The organism is Bacillus sp. z14 (2026) (assembly GCF_058313575.1).
The window spans coordinates 115,278-134,637 of the sequence record NZ_JBZFQK010000005.1 but is presented as its reverse complement, the minus strand read 5'-3'; the positions used below and the strand labels follow the sequence as shown (position 1 = coordinate 134,637).

17 protein-coding genes are annotated in these 19,360 nt (G+C 38.3%); 13 read left to right on the top strand and 4 right to left on the bottom strand.

Annotated features, from left to right (window positions below; translation table 11 throughout):
* Positions 1 to 5: 5 nt before the first annotated feature.
* Complete coding sequence (locus AC4G3O_RS15795) at positions 6 to 308, bottom strand: YtpI family protein (protein ID WP_491136439.1); 303 nt, start codon at positions 306 to 308, stop codon at positions 6 to 8.
* A 148-nt stretch (positions 309 to 456) separates the two neighbouring features.
* Between AC4G3O_RS15795 and AC4G3O_RS15790 the strand changes: the two genes are divergently transcribed.
* Positions 457 to 1,404, top strand: a complete 948-nt coding sequence (locus tag AC4G3O_RS15790; RefSeq protein WP_491136438.1) for a DHH family phosphoesterase — start codon at positions 457 to 459, stop codon at positions 1,402 to 1,404.
* Between the two features lie 43 nt (positions 1,405 to 1,447).
* Here the strand turns inward: AC4G3O_RS15790 and ytrI are convergent, their stop codons facing one another.
* Both ytrI and ytrH read right to left on the bottom strand, forming a co-directional pair.
* Positions 1,448 to 1,948 carry a sporulation membrane protein YtrI gene (gene ytrI, locus AC4G3O_RS15785; protein ID WP_066108937.1) on the bottom strand — a complete coding sequence of 167 codons (501 nt, stop codon included), beginning with the start codon at positions 1,946 to 1,948 and terminating at the stop codon, positions 1,448 to 1,450.
* Positions 1,945 to 2,280: a sporulation membrane protein YtrH gene (gene ytrH / locus AC4G3O_RS15780; RefSeq protein ID WP_066108934.1), complete on the bottom strand. Its 336-nt coding sequence runs from the start codon at positions 2,278 to 2,280 to the stop codon at positions 1,945 to 1,947. The genes ytrI and ytrH overlap by 4 nt, the downstream gene beginning before the upstream one ends.
* A 183-nt stretch (positions 2,281 to 2,463) precedes the next feature.
* Here ytrH and dnaE point away from each other — a divergent pair, with 183 nt between their 5' ends.
* From dnaE to AC4G3O_RS15740, 8 genes are all read left to right on the top strand, one after another.
* Complete coding sequence (gene dnaE, locus AC4G3O_RS15775) at positions 2,464 to 5,820, top strand: DNA polymerase III subunit alpha (RefSeq protein ID WP_491136437.1); 3,357 nt, start codon at positions 2,464 to 2,466, stop codon at positions 5,818 to 5,820.
* Positions 5,821 to 5,922: 102 nt separating this feature from the next.
* Positions 5,923 to 7,161: an NADP-dependent malic enzyme gene (gene ystJ / locus AC4G3O_RS15770; RefSeq protein WP_066108928.1), complete on the top strand. Its 1,239-nt coding sequence runs from the start codon at positions 5,923 to 5,925 to the stop codon at positions 7,159 to 7,161.
* A 6-nt stretch (positions 7,162 to 7,167) separates the two neighbouring features.
* Positions 7,168 to 7,806, top strand: a complete 639-nt coding sequence (locus AC4G3O_RS15765; RefSeq protein ID WP_066108923.1) for a FadR/GntR family transcriptional regulator — start codon at positions 7,168 to 7,170, stop codon at positions 7,804 to 7,806.
* Between the two features lie 373 nt (positions 7,807 to 8,179).
* A complete protein-coding gene (gene accD, locus AC4G3O_RS15760; protein ID WP_066108920.1) occupies positions 8,180 to 9,043 on the top strand; it encodes an acetyl-CoA carboxylase, carboxyltransferase subunit beta in 864 nt (287 codons plus the stop codon).
* The gene (gene accA / locus AC4G3O_RS15755; RefSeq protein ID WP_066108919.1) at positions 9,043 to 10,020 is read left to right on the top strand and encodes an acetyl-CoA carboxylase carboxyl transferase subunit alpha; all 978 of its coding nucleotides are present in this window, start codon (positions 9,043 to 9,045) and stop codon (positions 10,018 to 10,020) included. Before accD ends, accA begins: the two co-directional genes overlap by 1 nt.
* A 293-nt stretch (positions 10,021 to 10,313) precedes the next feature.
* Entirely contained in the window at positions 10,314 to 11,273 is a 960-nt protein-coding gene (pfkA, locus tag AC4G3O_RS15750; RefSeq protein WP_066108917.1) for a 6-phosphofructokinase, read from the top strand.
* 29 nt (positions 11,274 to 11,302) lie between these two features.
* Positions 11,303 to 13,063 (top strand): pyruvate kinase, encoded by a 1,761-nt coding sequence (gene pyk / locus AC4G3O_RS15745; RefSeq protein ID WP_066108914.1) that lies wholly within the window; start codon positions 11,303 to 11,305, stop codon positions 13,061 to 13,063.
* Positions 13,064 to 13,187: 124 nt separating this feature from the next.
* Positions 13,188 to 13,580: an FxsA family protein gene (locus AC4G3O_RS15740; RefSeq protein ID WP_139892802.1), complete on the top strand. Its 393-nt coding sequence runs from the start codon at positions 13,188 to 13,190 to the stop codon at positions 13,578 to 13,580.
* Between the two features lie 52 nt (positions 13,581 to 13,632).
* Here the strand turns inward: AC4G3O_RS15740 and ytvI are convergent, their stop codons facing one another.
* Positions 13,633 to 14,760 (bottom strand): sporulation integral membrane protein YtvI, encoded by a 1,128-nt coding sequence (ytvI, locus tag AC4G3O_RS15735; protein ID WP_066108908.1) that lies wholly within the window; start codon positions 14,758 to 14,760, stop codon positions 13,633 to 13,635.
* A 149-nt stretch (positions 14,761 to 14,909) separates the two neighbouring features.
* Between ytvI and AC4G3O_RS15730 the strand changes: the two genes are divergently transcribed.
* From AC4G3O_RS15730 to mdh, 4 genes are all read left to right on the top strand, one after another.
* Positions 14,910 to 15,368 (top strand): DUF441 domain-containing protein, encoded by a 459-nt coding sequence (locus AC4G3O_RS15730; RefSeq protein WP_066108905.1) that lies wholly within the window; start codon positions 14,910 to 14,912, stop codon positions 15,366 to 15,368.
* A gap of 324 nt (positions 15,369 to 15,692) precedes the next feature.
* The gene (gene citZ / locus AC4G3O_RS15725) at positions 15,693 to 16,808 is read left to right on the top strand and encodes a citrate synthase (RefSeq protein WP_066108903.1); all 1,116 of its coding nucleotides are present in this window, start codon (positions 15,693 to 15,695) and stop codon (positions 16,806 to 16,808) included.
* 149 nt (positions 16,809 to 16,957) lie between these two features.
* Positions 16,958 to 18,229 (top strand): NADP-dependent isocitrate dehydrogenase, encoded by a 1,272-nt coding sequence (gene icd / locus AC4G3O_RS15720; protein ID WP_066108900.1) that lies wholly within the window; start codon positions 16,958 to 16,960, stop codon positions 18,227 to 18,229.
* 63 nt (positions 18,230 to 18,292) lie between these two features.
* Positions 18,293 to 19,231 carry a malate dehydrogenase gene (mdh, locus tag AC4G3O_RS15715; protein ID WP_066108897.1) on the top strand — a complete coding sequence of 313 codons (939 nt, stop codon included), beginning with the start codon at positions 18,293 to 18,295 and terminating at the stop codon, positions 19,229 to 19,231.
* Positions 19,232 to 19,360: the final 129 nt, after the last annotated feature.

Genomic DNA, 19,360 nt, shown 5'->3' with positions numbered 1-19,360 from the left:
TACGATTATTTTAGTGCCGCCTGATATTCTTCCTCAGCAAGGGGAGCATAATATTTATACATTCTTACACCGCCATATATACTCCATCCGCCAACTATGATAAAAATAGCAGCGACGATATAGGTGACAGTTGTATGAAAAAGGAATAGCTGATTAAGACCGAAAAAAGCAACAAATACACCTAAAGAGATGGATGATTTACCGGACAGATATGCTCTTTGCATAGGTAACTTGGTTCTGAAGTATTTTGTCTTATAGTAAATAAAAAACGAAAAAGACATTACAATTAAAAATACAAATATTATCATGCACTGTGCCTCCAATTGGGTTGTATGCCTATATTGTACAAGATATTGAAATATTGTACCAATTTGGAATTCGATTCCTTATCGTTGGTTGCGGGTATCATATGCATGACCATACATAAAAAATACAAAAGATAAAGGGAGAAAAGTGATGAAGGAACAGATTATAGATGCAATCAAAAAATACAATACGATTATTCTGCACAGACATGTTCGGCCAGACCCTGATGCATATGGATCACAATGTGGATTGGGAGAAATCATTAAATATTCCTTTCCAGAAAAACAAGTATTCATGGTTGGTCAAGAAGAGGAATCTTTACATTTTCTAAAGCGACTTGATGTGATTCCGGATGAAGCATATGAAGGAGCATTAGTGATTGTTTGTGATACAGCCAATCAGGAAAGGGTCTGTGATCAACGGTATACGAGGGGGGATCTTTTGATTAAAATAGATCATCATCCAAATGAGGATCCTTACGGAGATTTTTTGTGGGTTGATACATCAGCAAGCTCCTGCAGTGAAATGATTTATGAATTATATGAGTACGGTAAGGATAAAGGTTTACGAATGAATCAGGAGGCAGCGCGGTTATTATATGCAGGAATCGTTGGTGATACGGGTAGATTTCTATATCCAAGTACTACCGATAAAACATTTCTGTATGCCGGCGAGCTTATTCAGTACGGATTTAATCGCTCGGATATATACGATGGTATGTATGATGTTGATGAAGCGGTCGTTCGTTTGAATGGCTATGTTTTTGAAAACTTTAAAATAATTGATTCAGGAGTTGGGGTAGTCGTAATTACGAAGGAAGTCATAGAACGGTTTGGTGTAAAATCCTCCGGAGCATCTTCACTTGTCAGTACTTTGGGATCTGTAAAGGGAATCAAGGCATGGGTATTTTTCATTGAAGAAAATGATGAAATTCGAGTTCGTCTCAGATCAAAAGGCCCCGTTATTAATGGTGTAGCTATGAAATATAATGGAGGCGGGCATCCCTTAGCATCTGGCGCAACCATTTACAATTGGGAGGACATGAATAATGTCCTTGCAGATCTCGTACAGGTTTGTTCCAACTATGGATCCAAATAATTAAGTGGAACAGCCAGGTACCGAGAGGAGTACCCGGCTGTTCTTAAATTTGTTTAAGCGACAATGAAATTTCGATATGCGTGTATAGAATTAATTCCTGGACTTCCAATTGATAGTGCCTGCCGTTTAATTTGATATTCTTATTAATAATTGCTCTTTTAAGGAGTTCTTTTCCATGACTCACACTTTCCAAATCCTTACCTAATAAGCTTTCGAAATCTTTCTTAATACTTTGCTCTACCTCAAAAATACTGAGTGGATCCAATCTGTATTTTTTATAGTTTGTAATATGAACGGTTACTTCCTGTACGAGTAATTTACTCTCATTTTTTTTATTTAAAATTTCGTATTCATTTTGCCATATTTCAAGCTCATCGTGTAAATCTTTAATAGCATCCTGCTGTGTTTCTATTAACTGAATTTGCTTTTCCTGCAGATCACCGAACATATACAAAAAAAGCCCCCAGCTTATGATCGCCCCTATAATAACTCCTGCGAAAAAGCGTTGCCATAAGGGATTTCGATAATATGGAGGGATTCTCATGGATTTAACTGCTCCTGTGTCAGCCATTGGATAATGAGAGCACCGGCTTGAGCTCCTCCAAGGGCTGAAATAATAATCAGGATTTGTTTGAATAAATCTTTTGTCGCACCATGAAAGATTCCTCGTTCAAATGAATAGACCGCATCGAAAGTTCCGCCAATAGCTGCCACAATAGCCCAAATTCTTAAACCCTCGGATAGGCGAAACACTTGAGTTAATGGGGGTTGACCTGTTATGAAAGCAGCCAGTCCACCGATCAAAGATCCGCCAAGCAGTACGCCAAATGAAATGAAGAAACTGTTTATAAATGCTGGTAAGAAAGCCTGGTTCATTTACCTCGTCCTTTTTGTTTTTTTACATATATATGAGGGAGGGATGAGTAATATGTAATTAGGCTAAAAAGTTTTTCAACTTGCATCGAACATATTTTCTTTTTGAGCATTGGACTTCTATAATAGAGAATAAGAGAGAATTTCTCCTAAATACAAAAATGATAACAAGGATGTGACGAAAGAATGTCATTAATCCATCTTCATGTATATAGCGCGTATAGTCTTCTGGAGAGTACGTTATCAATCAGGGATATCGTTACCTCGGCAAAGAATAATGGTTTCAGCAGTATCGCATTAACAGATCGAAATGTTATGTATGGGGCTGTGTCTTTTTACAAGGAATGCATGGAACAGGGAATCAAGCCAATCATAGGTTTGACTGCAGATATATTTGATGATGAAGAGCATAAAAGTTATCCTCTTATTTTGCTGGCTAAAAATAATGAAGGATATCATAACCTAATGAAGATATCGAGTGCAATTCAAACGAAGTCTCCTGATGGTTTGCCATTCAGATGGTTGAAAGGATATGCAAGAGGCCTCATTGCCATTACACCGGGAATAGAAGGTGAAATTGAAAGTACACTTTTCCACAATGAGCAAGCTGCAGAAAAAGTCCTCTTGAAATATAAAACCTTGTTTGGTAATCAATCTTTTTATCTTTCATTGCCTAAACCGTCTACGGAAGGAATGGAGAGGGCGAAGATCAAACAACTGGCTGACAAAACGAACACCCAGCTTGTTGCAGCTCACCATATTTGTTATTTGAAGCCAGAAGATTCACTGGCTTATCAAGCATTGACTTGTTTAAAAGATAATATAAAGATAGAAGAATTGGATAAAATCGAGTTGTCTGAGAATGAAAGGAAGCATTTTGCGAGCCGTTCTGAAATGATGGAGTGGTACTCATCCGATGTGGCTGCTCTTGAAAATACGATTCAAATAGCCAAAGAATGCTGTGTAAACTTAGAGTTTAATCAAAAATTACTTCCAAAGTATCCCGTTCCCAATGATTTGTCCGCACATCAATATTTGATAGAGATTTGCAAAAAAGGATTTGCCAAGCGTTATCCAACTCCCGATAAAAAGCACTTTGAACGATTGGAATATGAATTAACTGTAATTGCTGATATGGGGTTCAGTGACTATTTCCTGATTGTCTGGGACTTTATGAATCATGCTAATAAACAAGGGATATTAACAGGTCCTGGACGTGGATCTGCTGCAGGTTCGATGGTTGCTTATGTGCTTGGAATTACCAATGTCGATCCTATTGAATACAATCTATTGTTTGAAAGGTTTCTGAATCCGGAAAGGATTACGATGCCTGATATAGATATCGACTTTCCAGACAATCGCAGAGAAGAAATGATACGGTACGTAGCAAAGAAATATGGACCCATTCATGTGGCACAAATTATAACCTTTGGTACATTTGGAGCAAAGGCCGCTTTGCGGGATGCGGGCAGAGTTTGTGGATTGAACACGAAGGAGTTGGACCAGCTATCTCGTTCGCTTCCTCCTATTAACGGACTGACCATACAATTGGCGCAATCTGAATCCAGCCGTTTCCGTACATGGATTGCAGAATCTGCACTTCATAAGCGGATTTTTGAAATCGCCAAGAAGTGGGAAGGGCTTCCAAGACATACATCCATACATGCCGCAGGGGTAATTATTACCGATCAACCGCTGACCGATTTAATTCCGATTCAGGAAGGGCATGAGGGTGTTTATTTGACCCAGTTCCCGATGGAAATTTTAGAAGAAATTGGTCTTTTGAAAATGGATTTTCTCGGACTCCGAAATTTAACTTTGCTTGATCAGATTGTGAGACAGGTAAATCGTTCATCGGGTAAGAAGATTCAGTTAAGTCAGATTCCATTGGATGACACGGCCACATTTGAGTTATTAAGTAAGGGACTAACCTCGGGGATTTTTCAGTTTGAATCAGCTGGCATGCAAAATGTCCTTAAAAAGCTAAAACCCACTGTTTTTGAGGATTTGGTAGCGGTCAATGCCCTGTATAGGCCGGGCCCTATGGATAATATCCCGACATTCATAAATCGTAAACATGGAATTGAACCTATTACTTTTCCTATTACTGAATTGGAAACAATTCTGAAGCCTACCTACGGGATCATTGTGTATCAGGAACAAATTATCCAGATTGCTTCGACAATGGCCGGTTTCAGCTTAGGAGAAGCTGATTTGCTGAGAAGAGCTGTAAGTAAGAAGAAAAAAGACGTTCTCGATGAACAAAGAGCTCATTTTGTAAAAGGGGCTATGGCTAGAGGGCACGAACAGCATACGGCAAATGAAGTATATGACTTAATCGTCCGGTTCGCAAATTATGGGTTTAATAGGAGTCATGCAGTCGCTTACAGCCTAATTGCATATCAGTTAGCCTATTTAAAGGCAAATTATTTGCGCAGCTTTATGGCAGGGTTGATGACATCTGTAATTGGCAACGATGATAAAATAGCTCAATACGTTCAGGAATTAAAGTCAAAAGATTATATAGTCTATCCGCCATCAATCAATAAAAGTCATTTCCCGTTTATTCTTGAAGGAGATAAAGGGGTGCGTTACAGTCTGGCAGCTGTGAAGGGCATTGGAGCTTCCGTCTTAAAAGAACTGGTTGCAGCTCGTAAGAATGGCCCATTTGAAGATCTATTTGATGTTTGTATACGTATTCCTTCCCGTATCATAAATAGAAAAGTATTGGAAAATTTATGTTACGCGGGTGCATTTGACGAGTTTAAAATGGATCGTGCAAGTATTTTGGCAAGCATAGATGTGGCACTGGAGCATGCTGAATTGGTTCGTCCTGATTCAGGAGAAGTTGGTTTTTTTGATGCTGATGATATGTTCATTAAACCGAAATATGTAGTAGTCGACCCGATGCCAACGGACAAAAAGTTACAAAAAGAAAAAGAAGTTCTCGGCTTATATTTATCCGACCACCCAATCAGCGGTTCAAGACCTTTATTAAAACATGCAGGAGCACTTCCTCTGTCCAATTTTCCACTGAATTCAACAGGATTTGTTGGTGCTTATATTCAATCTGTTAAACTGATCCGTACAAAGAAAGGCGAAAATATGGCTTTTCTGCTTCTAAGTGATGAAACGGGTGATATGGAAGGGGTTACTTTTCCAAATGTGTACAAGCAATATTCATCCATTTTAAAAGAAGGAAATTTAGTTTTAATAGAAGGAAAGCTGGAGGAGCGCAATGGGAAGAAACAATTTATCACACAAAATCTTTATGATTTAGAGAATGATATACCGAAAATAAAGGAACTTTTTAAATCCGTCTATATTAAGGTTGCTCCAAATGTTCAAACCAATAAAACCTTAACAGCTATTCGTAATGTTTTGATTCAATATCGTGGGAACACAAAGGTGTATATATATTACGAAAAAGATACAAAAACTATTCAATTATCCAAGGAAAACTGGGTGAACCCTACTCCCGCCCTACTGAAGGATTTAGAAAGAATTATAGGAGAAGGAAATGTCCTGATTAAAGAAGATTAACTATGTACAAGACAGAATATTGTGATATATTTACAGTATAATTTTGGTCATACCAGAAGTGGGATAAAATGTATCGTATGATAAAAAGTGGGGTGTGGGTAATTGACTTTAAGAGAAGAAGCGTTGCATATGCACCGTTTAAATAAGGGGAAATTGGAAACAGTGGCCAAGGTACCTCTGCGGAATGCACACGATTTAAGCCTGGCATATTCTCCAGGTGTAGCTGAACCGTGTAAAGCTATACATGATAAACCGGAAACAGTATATGAATATACTTTCAAGGGCAATATGGTAGCCGTAGTATCAGATGGTACAGCAGTGCTTGGACTCGGCAATATTGGTCCGGAAGCTGCCCTCCCTGTGATGGAAGGAAAAGCATTATTATTTAAGGGGTTTGCAGGAGTCGATGCTTTTCCAATCTGTCTAAATACGAACGACGTAGATAAAATTGTGGAGACAGTAAAATTACTTGAACCAACTTTTGGCGGAATTAATTTAGAAGATATTGCGGCTCCAAATTGTTTTGTCATTGAAGAAAGATTGAAAAAAGAAACGAATATCCCTGTTTTCCATGACGATCAGCACGGTACAGCAATTGTAACGGTTGCAGGTCTTGTTAATGCCTTGAAGCTTTCCAATAAGAAAATGTCTGAGATTAAAGTGGTTGCAAATGGCGCTGGTGCTGCCGGTATTGCCATTATTAAGCTACTATATCACTTTGGTGTACGCGATTTAATTATGTGTGATAGCAAGGGTGCGATTTATGAAGAACGCCCATATGGTATGAATGCTGTAAAAGCAGAGGTGGCTAAATATACAAATCGTGATCATTTGGAAGGCAGTCTTGAGGACGTCATTAAAGATGCAGATGTTTTTATCGGTGTTTCGGTTGCAGGCGCGCTAACTCCTGAAATGATTAAATCAATGGCCTCAGATCCAGTCATTTTTGCGATGGCCAATCCAGTTCCCGAAATTATGCCGGAATTGGCTAAAGAAGCAGGTGCGGCAGTCGTAGGAACTGGTAGATCCGATTTCCCCAACCAGGTAAACAATGTTTTAGCCTTTCCGGGAATTTTTCGAGGGGCTCTGGATGTAAGAGCAACTCATATTAATGAGAAAATGAAAGTTGCAGCCGTTGAGGCGATTGCAAATCTAATTACAGATGAAGAGCTGCAAACGGATTATGTAATCCCTGCTCCTTTTGACCCGCGAGTTGCTCCGGCAGTAGCTGCTGCAGTAGCAAAAGCGGCGATGGAAACAGGGGTTGCAAGATTAAAAGTTGATCCGGAAGAAATCAGAAAGAAGACAGAATTACTATCATCCATTGGAAAAAGTGAGTGATGACAGATGGAATTACAAACTGAAGGACAGCCAAAAGTATATTTAGAAATAGTTCGCAAGCTGCAAAGAATGATTGAAGAGGATCATCTTGTTCCAGGTGATAAAATCCCCTCTGAACGGGAGCTGTCTGACCGCTTAAATGTTGGCCGTTCCTCAGTCAGAGAAGCTTTAAGAGCGTTGGAGCTTTTGGGATTGATTGAAACAAGAAGAGGAGAAGGAACATTCATTCATGATTTTCAAGAGCATAAGCTTGTTGAATTACTTGGCTCATTTTTCATTTTAGAAGGTAAAACAAAAGAAGATTTGATTGAAGTGAAATTGTTGTTAGAAAAAGATTGTATACGTATAATGTCCGAATACAACCGTAAAAATCCTGAGACTATTAAAGATCTATATAATTGGGCTAGAACCAACTCATTTACGGACGAGGCTTACTTCTCTCAATTAGCCAGTTTGACTGACAATCGATTGATGGAAAGAATTTGGAAAACGGTAAACAGTTACTGTAAAGCATCTGGCTATGAATTCTCCATTCAAGACCGAAAGCAATATATTATTTTAGCTGCTTTAATGGAAAACGGGGAAAAAGATCAAGCACTTGAAATATATGATACAAAAATCAGAGCTACTGCGAAAAGTGAATAATAGATATCTGTAGTATATTGGCCTTATATAGGTACGTTTTGTAAACTATATAAGGCCAATTTTATAAACTTTCCATTGCTTGCAATTAAGGTTTATAGATTTACTAAGACATAAGGGTTAATGAAGATGCATATGATTTGTCCTATTGGTCGGTAAGGATATGATTTTTCAAAGATGTGTTTCTTGTATGTAGATAAGATAGGACTTCAATAATGTGCAAGTAGTTTGTCCTATTACCATAGTCTGTATATATCTGATGGGATGGCAGGTATAATGGACAAGGTGGTTTCAGTAATCACTGGCTGATGAGAAAATCAGTAAGGTTTATTTATGAACCATTGATGTACTGTATTACGAAAGGGGATCGAGAGTTTTGTTGAAAGACATGTTTTCTCGTACAAAAAAGAAAAAGTATGCAACCATTCCTTCTGATAAAGCAAATCAAGATGTGCCTGAAGGAATTATGATGAAATGTCCGTCTTGTAAAACTATTAAATACTCTAAAGAAATATTAAAAAATGATAAAGTTTGTCCTAAATGTGGTTATCACCACCCGATGAGTGCAGTTGAACGTTTAAGCAATTTAATGGATAAAGGGTCTTTTGAGGAGTACGATCGGGGGATGATATCGGAAAATCCACTGAACTTTCCCGATTATACAGAAAAGCTCGATAGAGATCGAAATAAGACAAAACAAAATGAAGCTGTAGTAACAGGAATAGGTCGAATTAGTGGTCATACCACTGTGATTGCTGTAATGGACTCTACATTTCGTATGGGCAGTATGGGCTCTGTAGTTGGTGAAAAGATAACCCGGGCCATTGAAAAAGCTGATGAATTAAAGGTACCTTTTATTATATTTACCGCATCCGGAGGAGCCAGAATGCAAGAGGGAGTTATAAGTCTCATGCAAATGGCAAAAACAAGTGCAGCCTTAAAACGTTTCAGTGAGCATAGCGGTTTGATTATATCGGTTATGACTCATCCAACTACCGGTGGGGTATCAGCGAGTTTTGCTTCTCTCGGAGATTATAACCTTGCAGAACCTAAAGCTTTAATTGGATTTGCCGGCCGTCGAATAATCGAGCAAACAATCCATGAAAAGTTACCGGAAGATTTTCAAACTGCTGAATTCCTTCTAAAACATGGTCAACTGGATGCAGTAGTGCCGAGAAATAAAATGAAAGATACACTGGCTGCAATTATCGATATTCATACATCAGGGGGGAGTAAATAATGCCGGGTGAATTGTCATTTGAAAAACCAATACAGGATTTACAAAAAAAAATAGATGAATTAAAGAAAATGACTTCACACTCTGATGGAGAGTTTACAGAGGAAATTAATAAGCTGGAGGAACGCTTGGGCCAATTGGAAAAAGAGCTGTATCTAGATATTAAGCCTTGGGATCGAGTTGAAATAGCCCGGCACTCATTACGCCCTACAACCTGCGATTACATAGAACACTTATTTACATCGTTCTTTGAATGTCATGGGGATCGACTTTTTGGTGATGATGAAGCAATAGTGGGCGGCATAGCTAAGTATCATGGGATGCCGGTGACTGTTATTGGTCATCAGCGAGGTAAGGATACAAAGGATAATATACGACGGAATTTTGGCATGCCTCATCCAGAAGGATATAGAAAAGCTTTACGACTCATGAAGCAAGCGGAAAAATTCAGGAGGCCAATTATTTGTTTTATTGATACAAAGGGAGCCTATCCTGGTAAAGCGGCAGAAGAAAGAGGTCAAAGTGAAGCTATTGCTAGAAATTTATTCGAAATGGCCGGTTTAAAGGTGCCAATCGTTTGTATAGTAATTGGAGAAGGAGGAAGTGGCGGAGCTTTAGCACTTGGTGTGGGAGACCATATTCATATGCTTGAAAATTCAACTTACTCAGTTATTTCTCCTGAAGGAGCTGCATCCATCCTCTGGAAAGATGCATCCATGGCAAAGAAGGCAGCGGAATCCATGAAAATTACGGCACCAGATTTAAAAGAGTTAGGCATTATAGATCAAATTATTCCTGAAGTACTTGGCGGTGCTCATCGCTCGGTTAAAGATCAGGCTGAAGAGATTGATAAAATATTAAAAAATTCGCTTGATACATTAAAAAATATGAGTGAGGAAGAGCTAGTCAATAAAAGATATGAAAAATATAAAAATATTGGCAAGTACGGATTTTCGACTCAATTTGTAAAGAATCATTAAACGTACATGAAAATGTACGTTTCTTTTTTGTTCAATAGGGAAAAATACACACGATGTACAATTTTTTTTAATCCCTTGATAATAATGAGAATCTCTCAATGTGATAGCGTTTTCATATAAAATTCCTTGGTACAAAGGGCTTTACGAAAGGATTTTGTTATCATAGAATAAGGATGCGATTATGAATAAACGGAAACAACTATATTTCGTGATTGTGTTTCTGTCTGTCTATATACAGATGCTATAAACAGATGTGTACTCAATGAAGATAATACTAAACTTGGGGTGATATCATGAAAAGAATAGGTGTATTAACAAGTGGGGGAGATTCACCAGGCATGAATGCCGCAGTACGTGCCGTTGTAAGAAAAGCGATTTACCATAATATTGAGGTTTATGGGATTTACAACGGATACCAAGGTCTTTTAAATGGGAACATAAAAAAGCTTGAGATCGGATCTGTAGGAGATATTATACATAGAGGCGGAACGATGCTGTATACGGCTCGTTGTCCGGAATTCAAGGAAAGAGATGTTCAATTGCAAGGTATAGAACAATTGAAGAAATTTGGAATTGAAGGACTTGTTGTTATAGGTGGAGATGGTTCTTATCGTGGAGCCAAAGCTTTAACAGAACATGGATTTCCATGTATAGGTGTACCGGGCACGATTGATAATGATATTCCAGGAACCGAATTCACAATTGGATTCGATACTGCCTTGAATACCGTTATTGATTCTATTGATAAAATCAGAGATACAGCTACTTCACACGAAAGAACATACGTTATTGAGGTAATGGGAAGAAATGCCGGAGATCTTGCACTATGGGCAGGACTTGCAGGCGGAGCGGAATCTATTCTTATCCCCGAAGAAAACTATGATATGAATGATATCATTAATAAGCTGAAGCGTGGGCATGATAGAGGAAAGAAACATAGTATTATTATTGTTGCTGAAGGTGTTGGCAGTGGTATGGAAATCGGTGAAGATATCCAGAAACGCACTGGCTTCGAAACGCGTGTGACAGTTCTAGGACATGTTCAGCGCGGTGGATCACCAACAGCGACAGATCGCGTATTAGCCAGTCGATTGGCTGCTAATGCAGTTGAATTGCTCCTTGATGGAAAAGGCGGCCGCGCAGTAGGGATCGTTAACAATAAATTGGTTGATTATGACATTATTGAGGCATTAAAGATACCTCATGTGGTTGACAAAAAAATGTATGAATTATCTCAGGAGCTTTCAATTTAATTAAGAAATAGTAAATAGGAGGATACAACGTGCGTAAAACAAAAATCGTATGTACAATTGGACCAGCCAGTGAATCATTAGAAAAGTTAAAAGCATTAATGGAAGCAGGAATGAATGTTGCCCGTCTAAACTTTTCTCATGGTAGCCATGAAGAGCACCGTGCAAGAATTCAAACTATTCGCCAGGCTGCAGAAGAAACTGGTAAAACAGTTGGGATTTTACTTGATACAAAAGGACCGGAAATTCGCACTCACAACATGGAAAATGGTGGGTTCGAATTAGTAGCAGGTCAAGATGTTACCATTTCTATGACTGAAGTACTTGGTACTCCGGAGAAATTCTCAATCACTTATGAAGGCTTAATTGATGATGTTCATGAAGGATCCAGAATCCTTGTTGATGATGGTTTAATTGGTCTTGAAGTAACTGGTTTAGATAAAGATAAAAAAGAAATCTATACAAAAGTTCTTAACACAGGAATGATTAAGAATAAAAAAGGTGTTAACGTACCAGGAGTTTCTGTCAAATTACCAGGAATTACACAAAAAGATGCGGAAGATATCGTATTCGGTATTCAAGAAGATGTTGATTTCATTGCAGCTTCCTTTGTAAGAAGAGGAGCGGACGTTCTTGAAATCAGAGAATTGCTTGAAAATCATAATGCAGGTCATATCCAAATCATCCCGAAAATCGAAAACCACGAAGGTGTAGAAAATATTGAAGAGATCTTAGCGGTTTCTGATGGTTTAATGGTTGCGCGTGGGGACCTTGGCGTTGAAATTCCTGCCGAAGATGTACCTCTTGTTCAAAAAGATTTAATTAAACGCTGCAATACAGTGGGTAAACCGGTTATTACAGCAACGCAAATGTTAGATTCAATGCAACGTAATCCTCGTCCAACTCGTGCGGAAGCAAGTGACGTAGCGAATGCAATTTTTGATGGAACAGATGCAATCATGCTTTCAGGTGAAACAGCAGCTGGCCAATATCCAGTTGAAGCTGTTCAAACTATGCACAACATTGCTAGTAAAGCAGAAACAGCTTTAAATTATAAAGCAATTCTTTCTGCCCGCAGTAAAGATCATGATTATAATGTAACTGATGCAATTGGGCAATCTGTAGCACATACAGCATTAAACTTAAATGTTTCAGCTATTATTACACCGACACAAAGTGGATCAACAGCACGTGTAATTTCCCGTTACCGTCCTAAAACACCTATCATCGCAATCACATCTGATGAAAGAGTGATGAGAAGATTAGCGTTGGTATCTGGTGTATATCCAATTCTAGGAACTAGTACTACTACTACAGATGATATGCTTGAAAATGCAGTTCAAGCAGCAACTGAGAAAAACTTAGTAAAACCTGGTGAATTGGTTATTATCACAGCGGGTGTACCAGTGAATGAATCAGGCACAACTAATATTATGAAAATCCACTTGATTGGTTCTGTTTTAGCAAGTGCTCAAGGAATTGGAAGAAAGTCTGCTTCAGGCCGTGTAGTTATTGCTAACAACGCTGAAGAAGCGATTGCTAAAGCAAAAGAAGGTTGTATTTTAGTTACAAATGCAACGGACAAAGATATGATGCCAGCGATTGAAAAATGCGCAGCATTGGTAACTGTAGAAGGCGGTTTAACAAGCCATGCTGCAGTAGTTGGTTTAAGCCAGGGTATTCCGGTTATTGTTGGATTTGAAAATGCTACAACAGTGTTACAGGACAACCAGGTTATTACTGTAGATAGCCGAAGCGGCCGTATTTACGAAGGTAATACAGGAATTCTGTAATAAACATGATGGAGCTGTTTGCTTAGCTGTTTGCTAATTTAAACAGCTCTTTTTTCTATCCACTTCTATCAATTATGCTAAACTAAAGGAAAATGCCAGACACTTTGCAATAAGGAGGTTCCTAATGAAGCTCTCAACCATATTTTTCATTCTGATACCAATTATTGAAATTATTGTTTTGTTGGTGTCGGGTTCTTATTTGGGTATTGGCTGGACGGTTTTCCTCATCTTTTTTACTGGGATCATCGGAGTATTCTTGGCCAAGAAACAAGGCTTGCAGGTCATCCAGCGCGCAAAGGACCAGATGAGTAAAGGATTTATGCCCGGTGAAGAAGTATACAGCGGGATCTGTATTCTAATTGGAGGCTTCCTGTTATTACTGCCTGGTTTTATCAGTGATATAGTGGGGTTCCTGCTGCTAATGCCATTTACAAGGAAAGCCTTTAAGCCAATCCTCTATGCACTGCTTACAAAGTATATGAGTAAATCACGCAAAACGATTACGATTATTCGATAAATGAGGGGCTGCTTCTGACGATGGAAAAATCGTTGGATGCAGCCTCCTCCTTTTATTTAGGAGGAGGGGGCTGAATTCCCATAATATAATCTTTTAAATCATGAAGGATATGCAATTTATATAATGTACTCAATATCACTAAGATAATGGGACCTAAAATAAAACCTAAAAACCCAATTAGCTTAAATCCGACAAAGATAGCAACTAAAGTAGCCAATGGATCCAGACCGATGCTTGAGGAAAGGATTTTCGGTTCCATGAATTGCCTTTGAACAATCACTACCGTATATAAAATACCAAGACCAAGTGCAAATCCGAAGTTGCCGATAATCAACTCGTATATAATCCATGGAACGAAAACTAAACCTGTACCCAGATAGGGCAATAAATCAACAAATCCAATTATAAGGGCGATTGTAATGGCATAATCAACCCGCAGAATTAATAAACCAACCAGAACAATTAAGGCTGTTATTGATATTAACGTCAGCTGTGCTCTTATAAAACCGAATAATGCTTTCTCCAACTCTTTCATGACGTTCTTAAGATTGTACATGGTTTTATTCGGTAGCATTTTTTTACTGTAATTAATAAATCTATCCCATTCCTTCGCAATAAAAAATGTGGCCAGTAAAGTAAAGATAGCCCCTGTTCCTACACTTGGAAGCCAGCCAATAACAACAGGCAAAAAAGCTAAAAACGATTGTAGAATCGACACAATGGTATTACCAGCTTCTTTCCCTAGCTGTTCTATATTTGACAAAATGGTATCCTGTTGCCCTGTATCAAGAGTATTAAAGAAGGATATGATTTTCTCGTAGAATGGGATGAAGTGATTTGTAATGTAATTTTGTGTATATACTACCATCGTATTTAAATGTTCAGGCAATGCTTCTGACAGATAGGTTATCCCGGCAACCATTTCAGCTACAAGAAAGGTAATCAAACCAGCAATAAGCGCAACCGTAACAAGCATAGAGAGAATAACAGATAAACTTTTTGGTATTTTAAGTTTATTCGTTAAGAACGTAACAAAAGGTTTAAGCAAGTAGGCAAACGAAAAACCTATGATAAATGGGTATGTATATTTAGCTATGATAAGCAGTAAATAAACGGATAGATAAATCCCGATAATAACGACTAAGAAGCGTAAAACTCTATAAAGGTGTTCAAGGTTCATATAAGCCTCCTTTATTTGGCTTTCTGAATTTAATTATATTCTTTAAGATCATTAAAAGAAAGTTCATATATTAACCACAAGTGGTATTTTTTGAAATTATCAGTCTTTTTATACTTGATATACATTTTCAACAGGAAGGATGAAACATCATGTATGGTCCATACATATTTTTAGTTATTCTTTTGGCGATAGGGATATTTGCGAAAAACAGTTCCCTTACATTTGCAGTTCTTTTTTTGCTTGTATTTAAAATTGTCGGTTTAGATGGAAAAATGTTCAGTTATATTCAGTCTAAGGGGATTAATTGGGGTGTTACGATTATTACCATTGCTGTATTAGTGCCGATTGCCACAGGCCATATAGGGTTTAAGCAACTGACGGAAGCAATGAAATCGCCGTATGCCTGGATTGCTATGTTATCTGGAATAGCCGTTGCATTAATTGCGAAGAATGGTGTGCAGCTTTTGGTAAGTGATCCTCATATTACGGTGGCACTCGTTTTTGGAACGATCCTAGCTGTCGGTCTTTTTAATGGGGTAGCAGTAGGTCCATTAATCGGAGCTGGGATTGCATATCTTGCCATGCAGCTTATTGATTTTTTCAGATAATTATTAAGATAAAATACTTTTGGATTTTTATAAGGTGTTTTTGTTTCACAAATTTTAAATAATTGTTTATAATTGAAAACAGGGCATAGATTTCACAGATTTGTAAAAAATTTCTTGTGAAATCTATTGTTATTCTGAGCAATCGTTCAACGAGGGAGATGCTGGGTGAAATTTACGCTCTTATGATAACGCTTACTTACAAGTAAGAGATATAAATGTGATGAAAGCATATAGGCAATACATACATTACAGTGAAGCGGTAACCCAATTCGTCAACCAAAATCAGGAACATAGGGGAGATTTCTAGCAAAGGAGAGAAAAACCATGTCTGTTACAAAGGGTCTTGAAGGAGTAGTGGCTACATCATCTTCAATCAGTTCTATTATCGATGACACATTGACATATGTCGGTTATGATATCGATGATTTGGCTGAAAACGCAAGTTTCGAAGAGGTTATTTATTTGTTATGGCATCGCAGATTACCCAACAAGCTAGAATTGGAAGATTTGAAGAATCAACTTGCTGCAAATGCAGGACTTCCTAATGAAATGATTGAACATTTCAAAATGTATCCGATTGATACGATTCATCCAATGGGAGCATTAAGAACAGCTGTATCTTTATTGGGGTTATATGATGAGGAAGCCGATATTATGGATGAAGAAGCAAATTTCAGAAAAGCAATACGTTTGCAAGCTAAAATCCTATCCATTGTGACGGCTTTTTCACGCATTCGTAAAGGCGAAGAACCTATTGCGCCACGTAAAGATTTTGGCTATGCACAGAATTTTCTTTATATGCTGAATGGCAAAGAACCTGAACAGATTGAAATTGAGGCATTTAACAAAGCATTAGTTTTACATGCGGACCATGAATTAAATGCATCTACATTTACTGCGCGTGTATGTGTAGCTACATTGTCGGATATTTATTCGGGTGTCACAGCAGCAATTGGTGCCTTAAAGGGACCATTGCATGGCGGGGCTAATGAAGCAGTTATGAAAATGCTATCTGAAATAGGCTCTGTTGAAAATGTTGATAGCTATATAAGTAATAAATTAGCAAATAAAGAAAAGATAATGGGCTTTGGACATCGTGTCTACAGAAAAGGAGATCCACGTGCAAAGCATCTTCGTGAAATGTCCCAAAGACTCACGAACTTAACGGGTGAACCGAAGTGGTATGAAATATCTTCCAAAATTGAAGAGCTAGTTACTTCAAAAAAACCGCTTCCTCCAAATGTAGATTTTTATTCTGCTTCTGTATACCACAGTCTGGGGATTGATCATGATTTATTTACACCTATCTTTGCGGTTAGCCGTATGTCAGGATGGATTGCCCATATTCTGGAGCAATATGAAAACAACCGATTGATTCGCCCGCGTGCTGAATATGTGGGACCAGGAATGCAAAAATATATACCAGTTAATAATCGTTAATAAGAGGTCAAATTATCTGAAAATTAATAGTAGGATGATTTGTTAATTAACTTCTGGATAGTTATACTTAAATTTATAGATTTAGAGAAAAGGTTAGCTGAAACGGACTGTTTCACTAACCTTGTATATTGATGTTGGAGGGGATTTGAATGAGTATGGGAGAAAAAATCACAGTTGTCGATGGAGTACTGCAAGTGCCAAACCAGGCGATTATACCATTTATTGAAGGGGATGGAACAGGTCCTGATATTTGGGCAGCTGCATCAAGAGTGTTGGAAGCGGCAGTAAACAAAGCATACAATGGGGAAAAAGAAATAGTTTGGAAAGAAGTACTTGCTGGTGAGAAAGCATTTAATCAAACAGGAGAATGGCTTCCTAAAGAAACGCTTGACGTTATTAAAGAATATTTAATCGCGATTAAAGGACCGCTTACAACACCGGTTGGCGGAGGTATTCGTTCTTTAAATGTAGCTTTGCGCCAAGAACTTGATTTATATACTTGCTTGCGCCCGGTTCGTTATTTTAATGGAGTTCCATCACCGGTTAAAAGACCACAGGACACGGATATGGTTATCTTCCGTGAAAATACAGAAGACATTTATGCAGGAATTGAATATGCAAAAGGATCTGATGACGTTAAAAAATTATTAACCTTCCTGCGTGAAGAAATGGGTGTTTCCAAAATCCGTTTCCCTGAGACTTCCGGACTTGGAATCAAGCCGATTTCTGAAGAAGGCACAAAACGTCTTGTCAGAGCTGCACTTAATTATATAATTAAAGAAGGACGTAAATCCCTCACGCTTGTTCATAAAGGAAATATCATGAAGTTTACAGAGGGAGCCTTCAAAAACTGGGGTTATGAAGTTGCTGAAGAAGAATTCGGTGATCAAGTATTCACTTGGGCACAGTATGACCGCATTAAAGAAGCAGAAGGTACAGAGGCTGCAAACAAAGCACAGGCAGATGCAGAGGCAGCTGGTAAAATTATTGTTAAAGATTCCATTGCAGATATCTTCCTGCAGCAAATCTTAACAAGACCAAGAGAATTTGATGTAGTTGCAACCATGAATCTAAATGGAGATTATATCTCTGACGCTCTTGCAGCACAGGTTGGTGGAATAGGTATTGCGCCTGGTGCCAATATCAACTATGTTACAGGCCATGCAATTTTTGAAGCAACACACGGAACAGCACCTAAATATGCTGGTCTTGATAAGGTGAATCCTTCATCAGTAATCCTATCAGGTGTATTGATGCTTGAGCATCTGGGCTGGACTGAAGCTGCTAATTTGATTACACAATCAATGGAAAAAACGATAGAAACAAAAGTGGTTACATATGACTTCGCCCGTTTAATGGATGGAGCGAGTGAAGTGAAATGTTCTGAATTTGCTGATGAGCTCATAAAAAATATGGATTAATAATTCACGAAAGGGGTAATCTCGAAAAAGGTTACCCCTTTTAAAAACTGGGGGTAAATTCGAATGGTATTTAACCGAAAAAAAATATCTGTCATTGGCAGTGGTTTTACAGGAGCAACGACCGCGTTTCTTTTAGCTCAAAAAGAACTTGGGGATGTAGTGTTGGTTGATATTCCGCAATTGGAAAATCCCACAAAGGGCAAAGCTTTAGATATGGCAGAAGCAGGCCCTGTAATGGGATTTGATGCATCCATTACTGGAACATCAAATTACGAGGATACAAAGGATTCTGATCTGGTTATTATTACTGCAGGAATTGCGCGTAAGCCAGGGATGAGCCGGGATGATCTAGTTCAAACGAACCAAAACATTATGCGCTCAGTAGCTAAAGAGATTGTAAAATATTCTCCTGACAGTTATATTATTGTTCTTACTAATCCAGTTGATGCAATGACCTATACGGTATTTAAGGAAACCGGATTCCCCAAAAATCGTGTGATCGGTCAATCGGGTGTATTGGATACGGCTAGATTCCGTACATTTATCGCTCAGGAATTAAATTTGTCAGTTAAGGATATAACAGGTTTTGTGTTGGGTGGACACGGCGATGATATGGTACCACTTGTTCGATATTCATATGCTGGCGGCATTCCTTTAGAAGCTCTTCTGCCAAAGGAACGTCTAGAGCAAATAGTCGAACGGACGAGAAAAGGCGGCGGAGAAATTGTTAGTCTTCTTGGTAATGGAAGTGCATATTATGCCCCTGCTGCTTCACTTGTAGAAATGGCAGAAGCTGTATTAAAGGATCAGCGGAGAGTGATTCCTGCAATAGCCTATTTGGAAGGTGAATATGGATATAGCGGAATATACTTAGGTGTTCCAACTATTTTGGGGGCAAATGGCATAGAGAAAGTAATTGAGCTTGAATTACTTGATGAAGAAAAAGCAGCATTGGATCAATCTGCTGAAGCAGTTCGAAACGTTATGTCTGTACTTGCTTAATAGTCTTATTATATAAATCGGAGAGTATTACTTTCCGATTTTTTTTTGCATTTTCCAGGAGAGACTATATGGGGGTATCCCAAATAATGCAATCGGTTAGTGACGTATCCTAGACTACCCAAAAGCGTA

Excerpts from the sequence above, each read along its gene's own strand:
- pfkA (WP_066108917.1), top strand. The coding sequence starts at position 10,314 with ATGAAAAGAATAGGTGTATTAACAAGTGGGGGAGATTCACCAGGCATG.
- AC4G3O_RS15740 (WP_139892802.1), top strand. The coding sequence starts at position 13,188 with ATGAAGCTCTCAACCATATTTTTCATTCTGATACCAATTATTGAAATT.
- ytrI (WP_066108937.1), bottom strand. The coding sequence starts at position 1,948 with ATGAGAATCCCTCCATATTATCGAAATCCCTTATGGCAACGCTTTTTC.
- AC4G3O_RS15730 (WP_066108905.1), top strand. The coding sequence starts at position 14,910 with ATGTATGGTCCATACATATTTTTAGTTATTCTTTTGGCGATAGGGATA.
- mdh (WP_066108897.1), top strand. The coding sequence starts at position 18,293 with ATGGTATTTAACCGAAAAAAAATATCTGTCATTGGCAGTGGTTTTACA.
- AC4G3O_RS15790 (WP_491136438.1), top strand. The coding sequence starts at position 457 with ATGAAGGAACAGATTATAGATGCAATCAAAAAATACAATACGATTATT.
- icd (WP_066108900.1), top strand. The coding sequence starts at position 16,958 with ATGAGTATGGGAGAAAAAATCACAGTTGTCGATGGAGTACTGCAAGTG.
- ytvI (WP_066108908.1), bottom strand. The coding sequence starts at position 14,760 with ATGAACCTTGAACACCTTTATAGAGTTTTACGCTTCTTAGTCGTTATT.
- dnaE (WP_491136437.1), top strand. The coding sequence starts at position 2,464 with ATGTCATTAATCCATCTTCATGTATATAGCGCGTATAGTCTTCTGGAG.
- ytrH (WP_066108934.1), bottom strand. The coding sequence starts at position 2,280 with ATGAACCAGGCTTTCTTACCAGCATTTATAAACAGTTTCTTCATTTCA.
- citZ (WP_066108903.1), top strand. The coding sequence starts at position 15,693 with ATGTCTGTTACAAAGGGTCTTGAAGGAGTAGTGGCTACATCATCTTCA.
- AC4G3O_RS15765 (WP_066108923.1), top strand. The coding sequence starts at position 7,168 with ATGGAATTACAAACTGAAGGACAGCCAAAAGTATATTTAGAAATAGTT.
- accA (WP_066108919.1), top strand. The coding sequence starts at position 9,043 with ATGCCGGGTGAATTGTCATTTGAAAAACCAATACAGGATTTACAAAAA.
- AC4G3O_RS15795 (WP_491136439.1), bottom strand. The coding sequence starts at position 308 with ATGATAATATTTGTATTTTTAATTGTAATGTCTTTTTCGTTTTTTATT.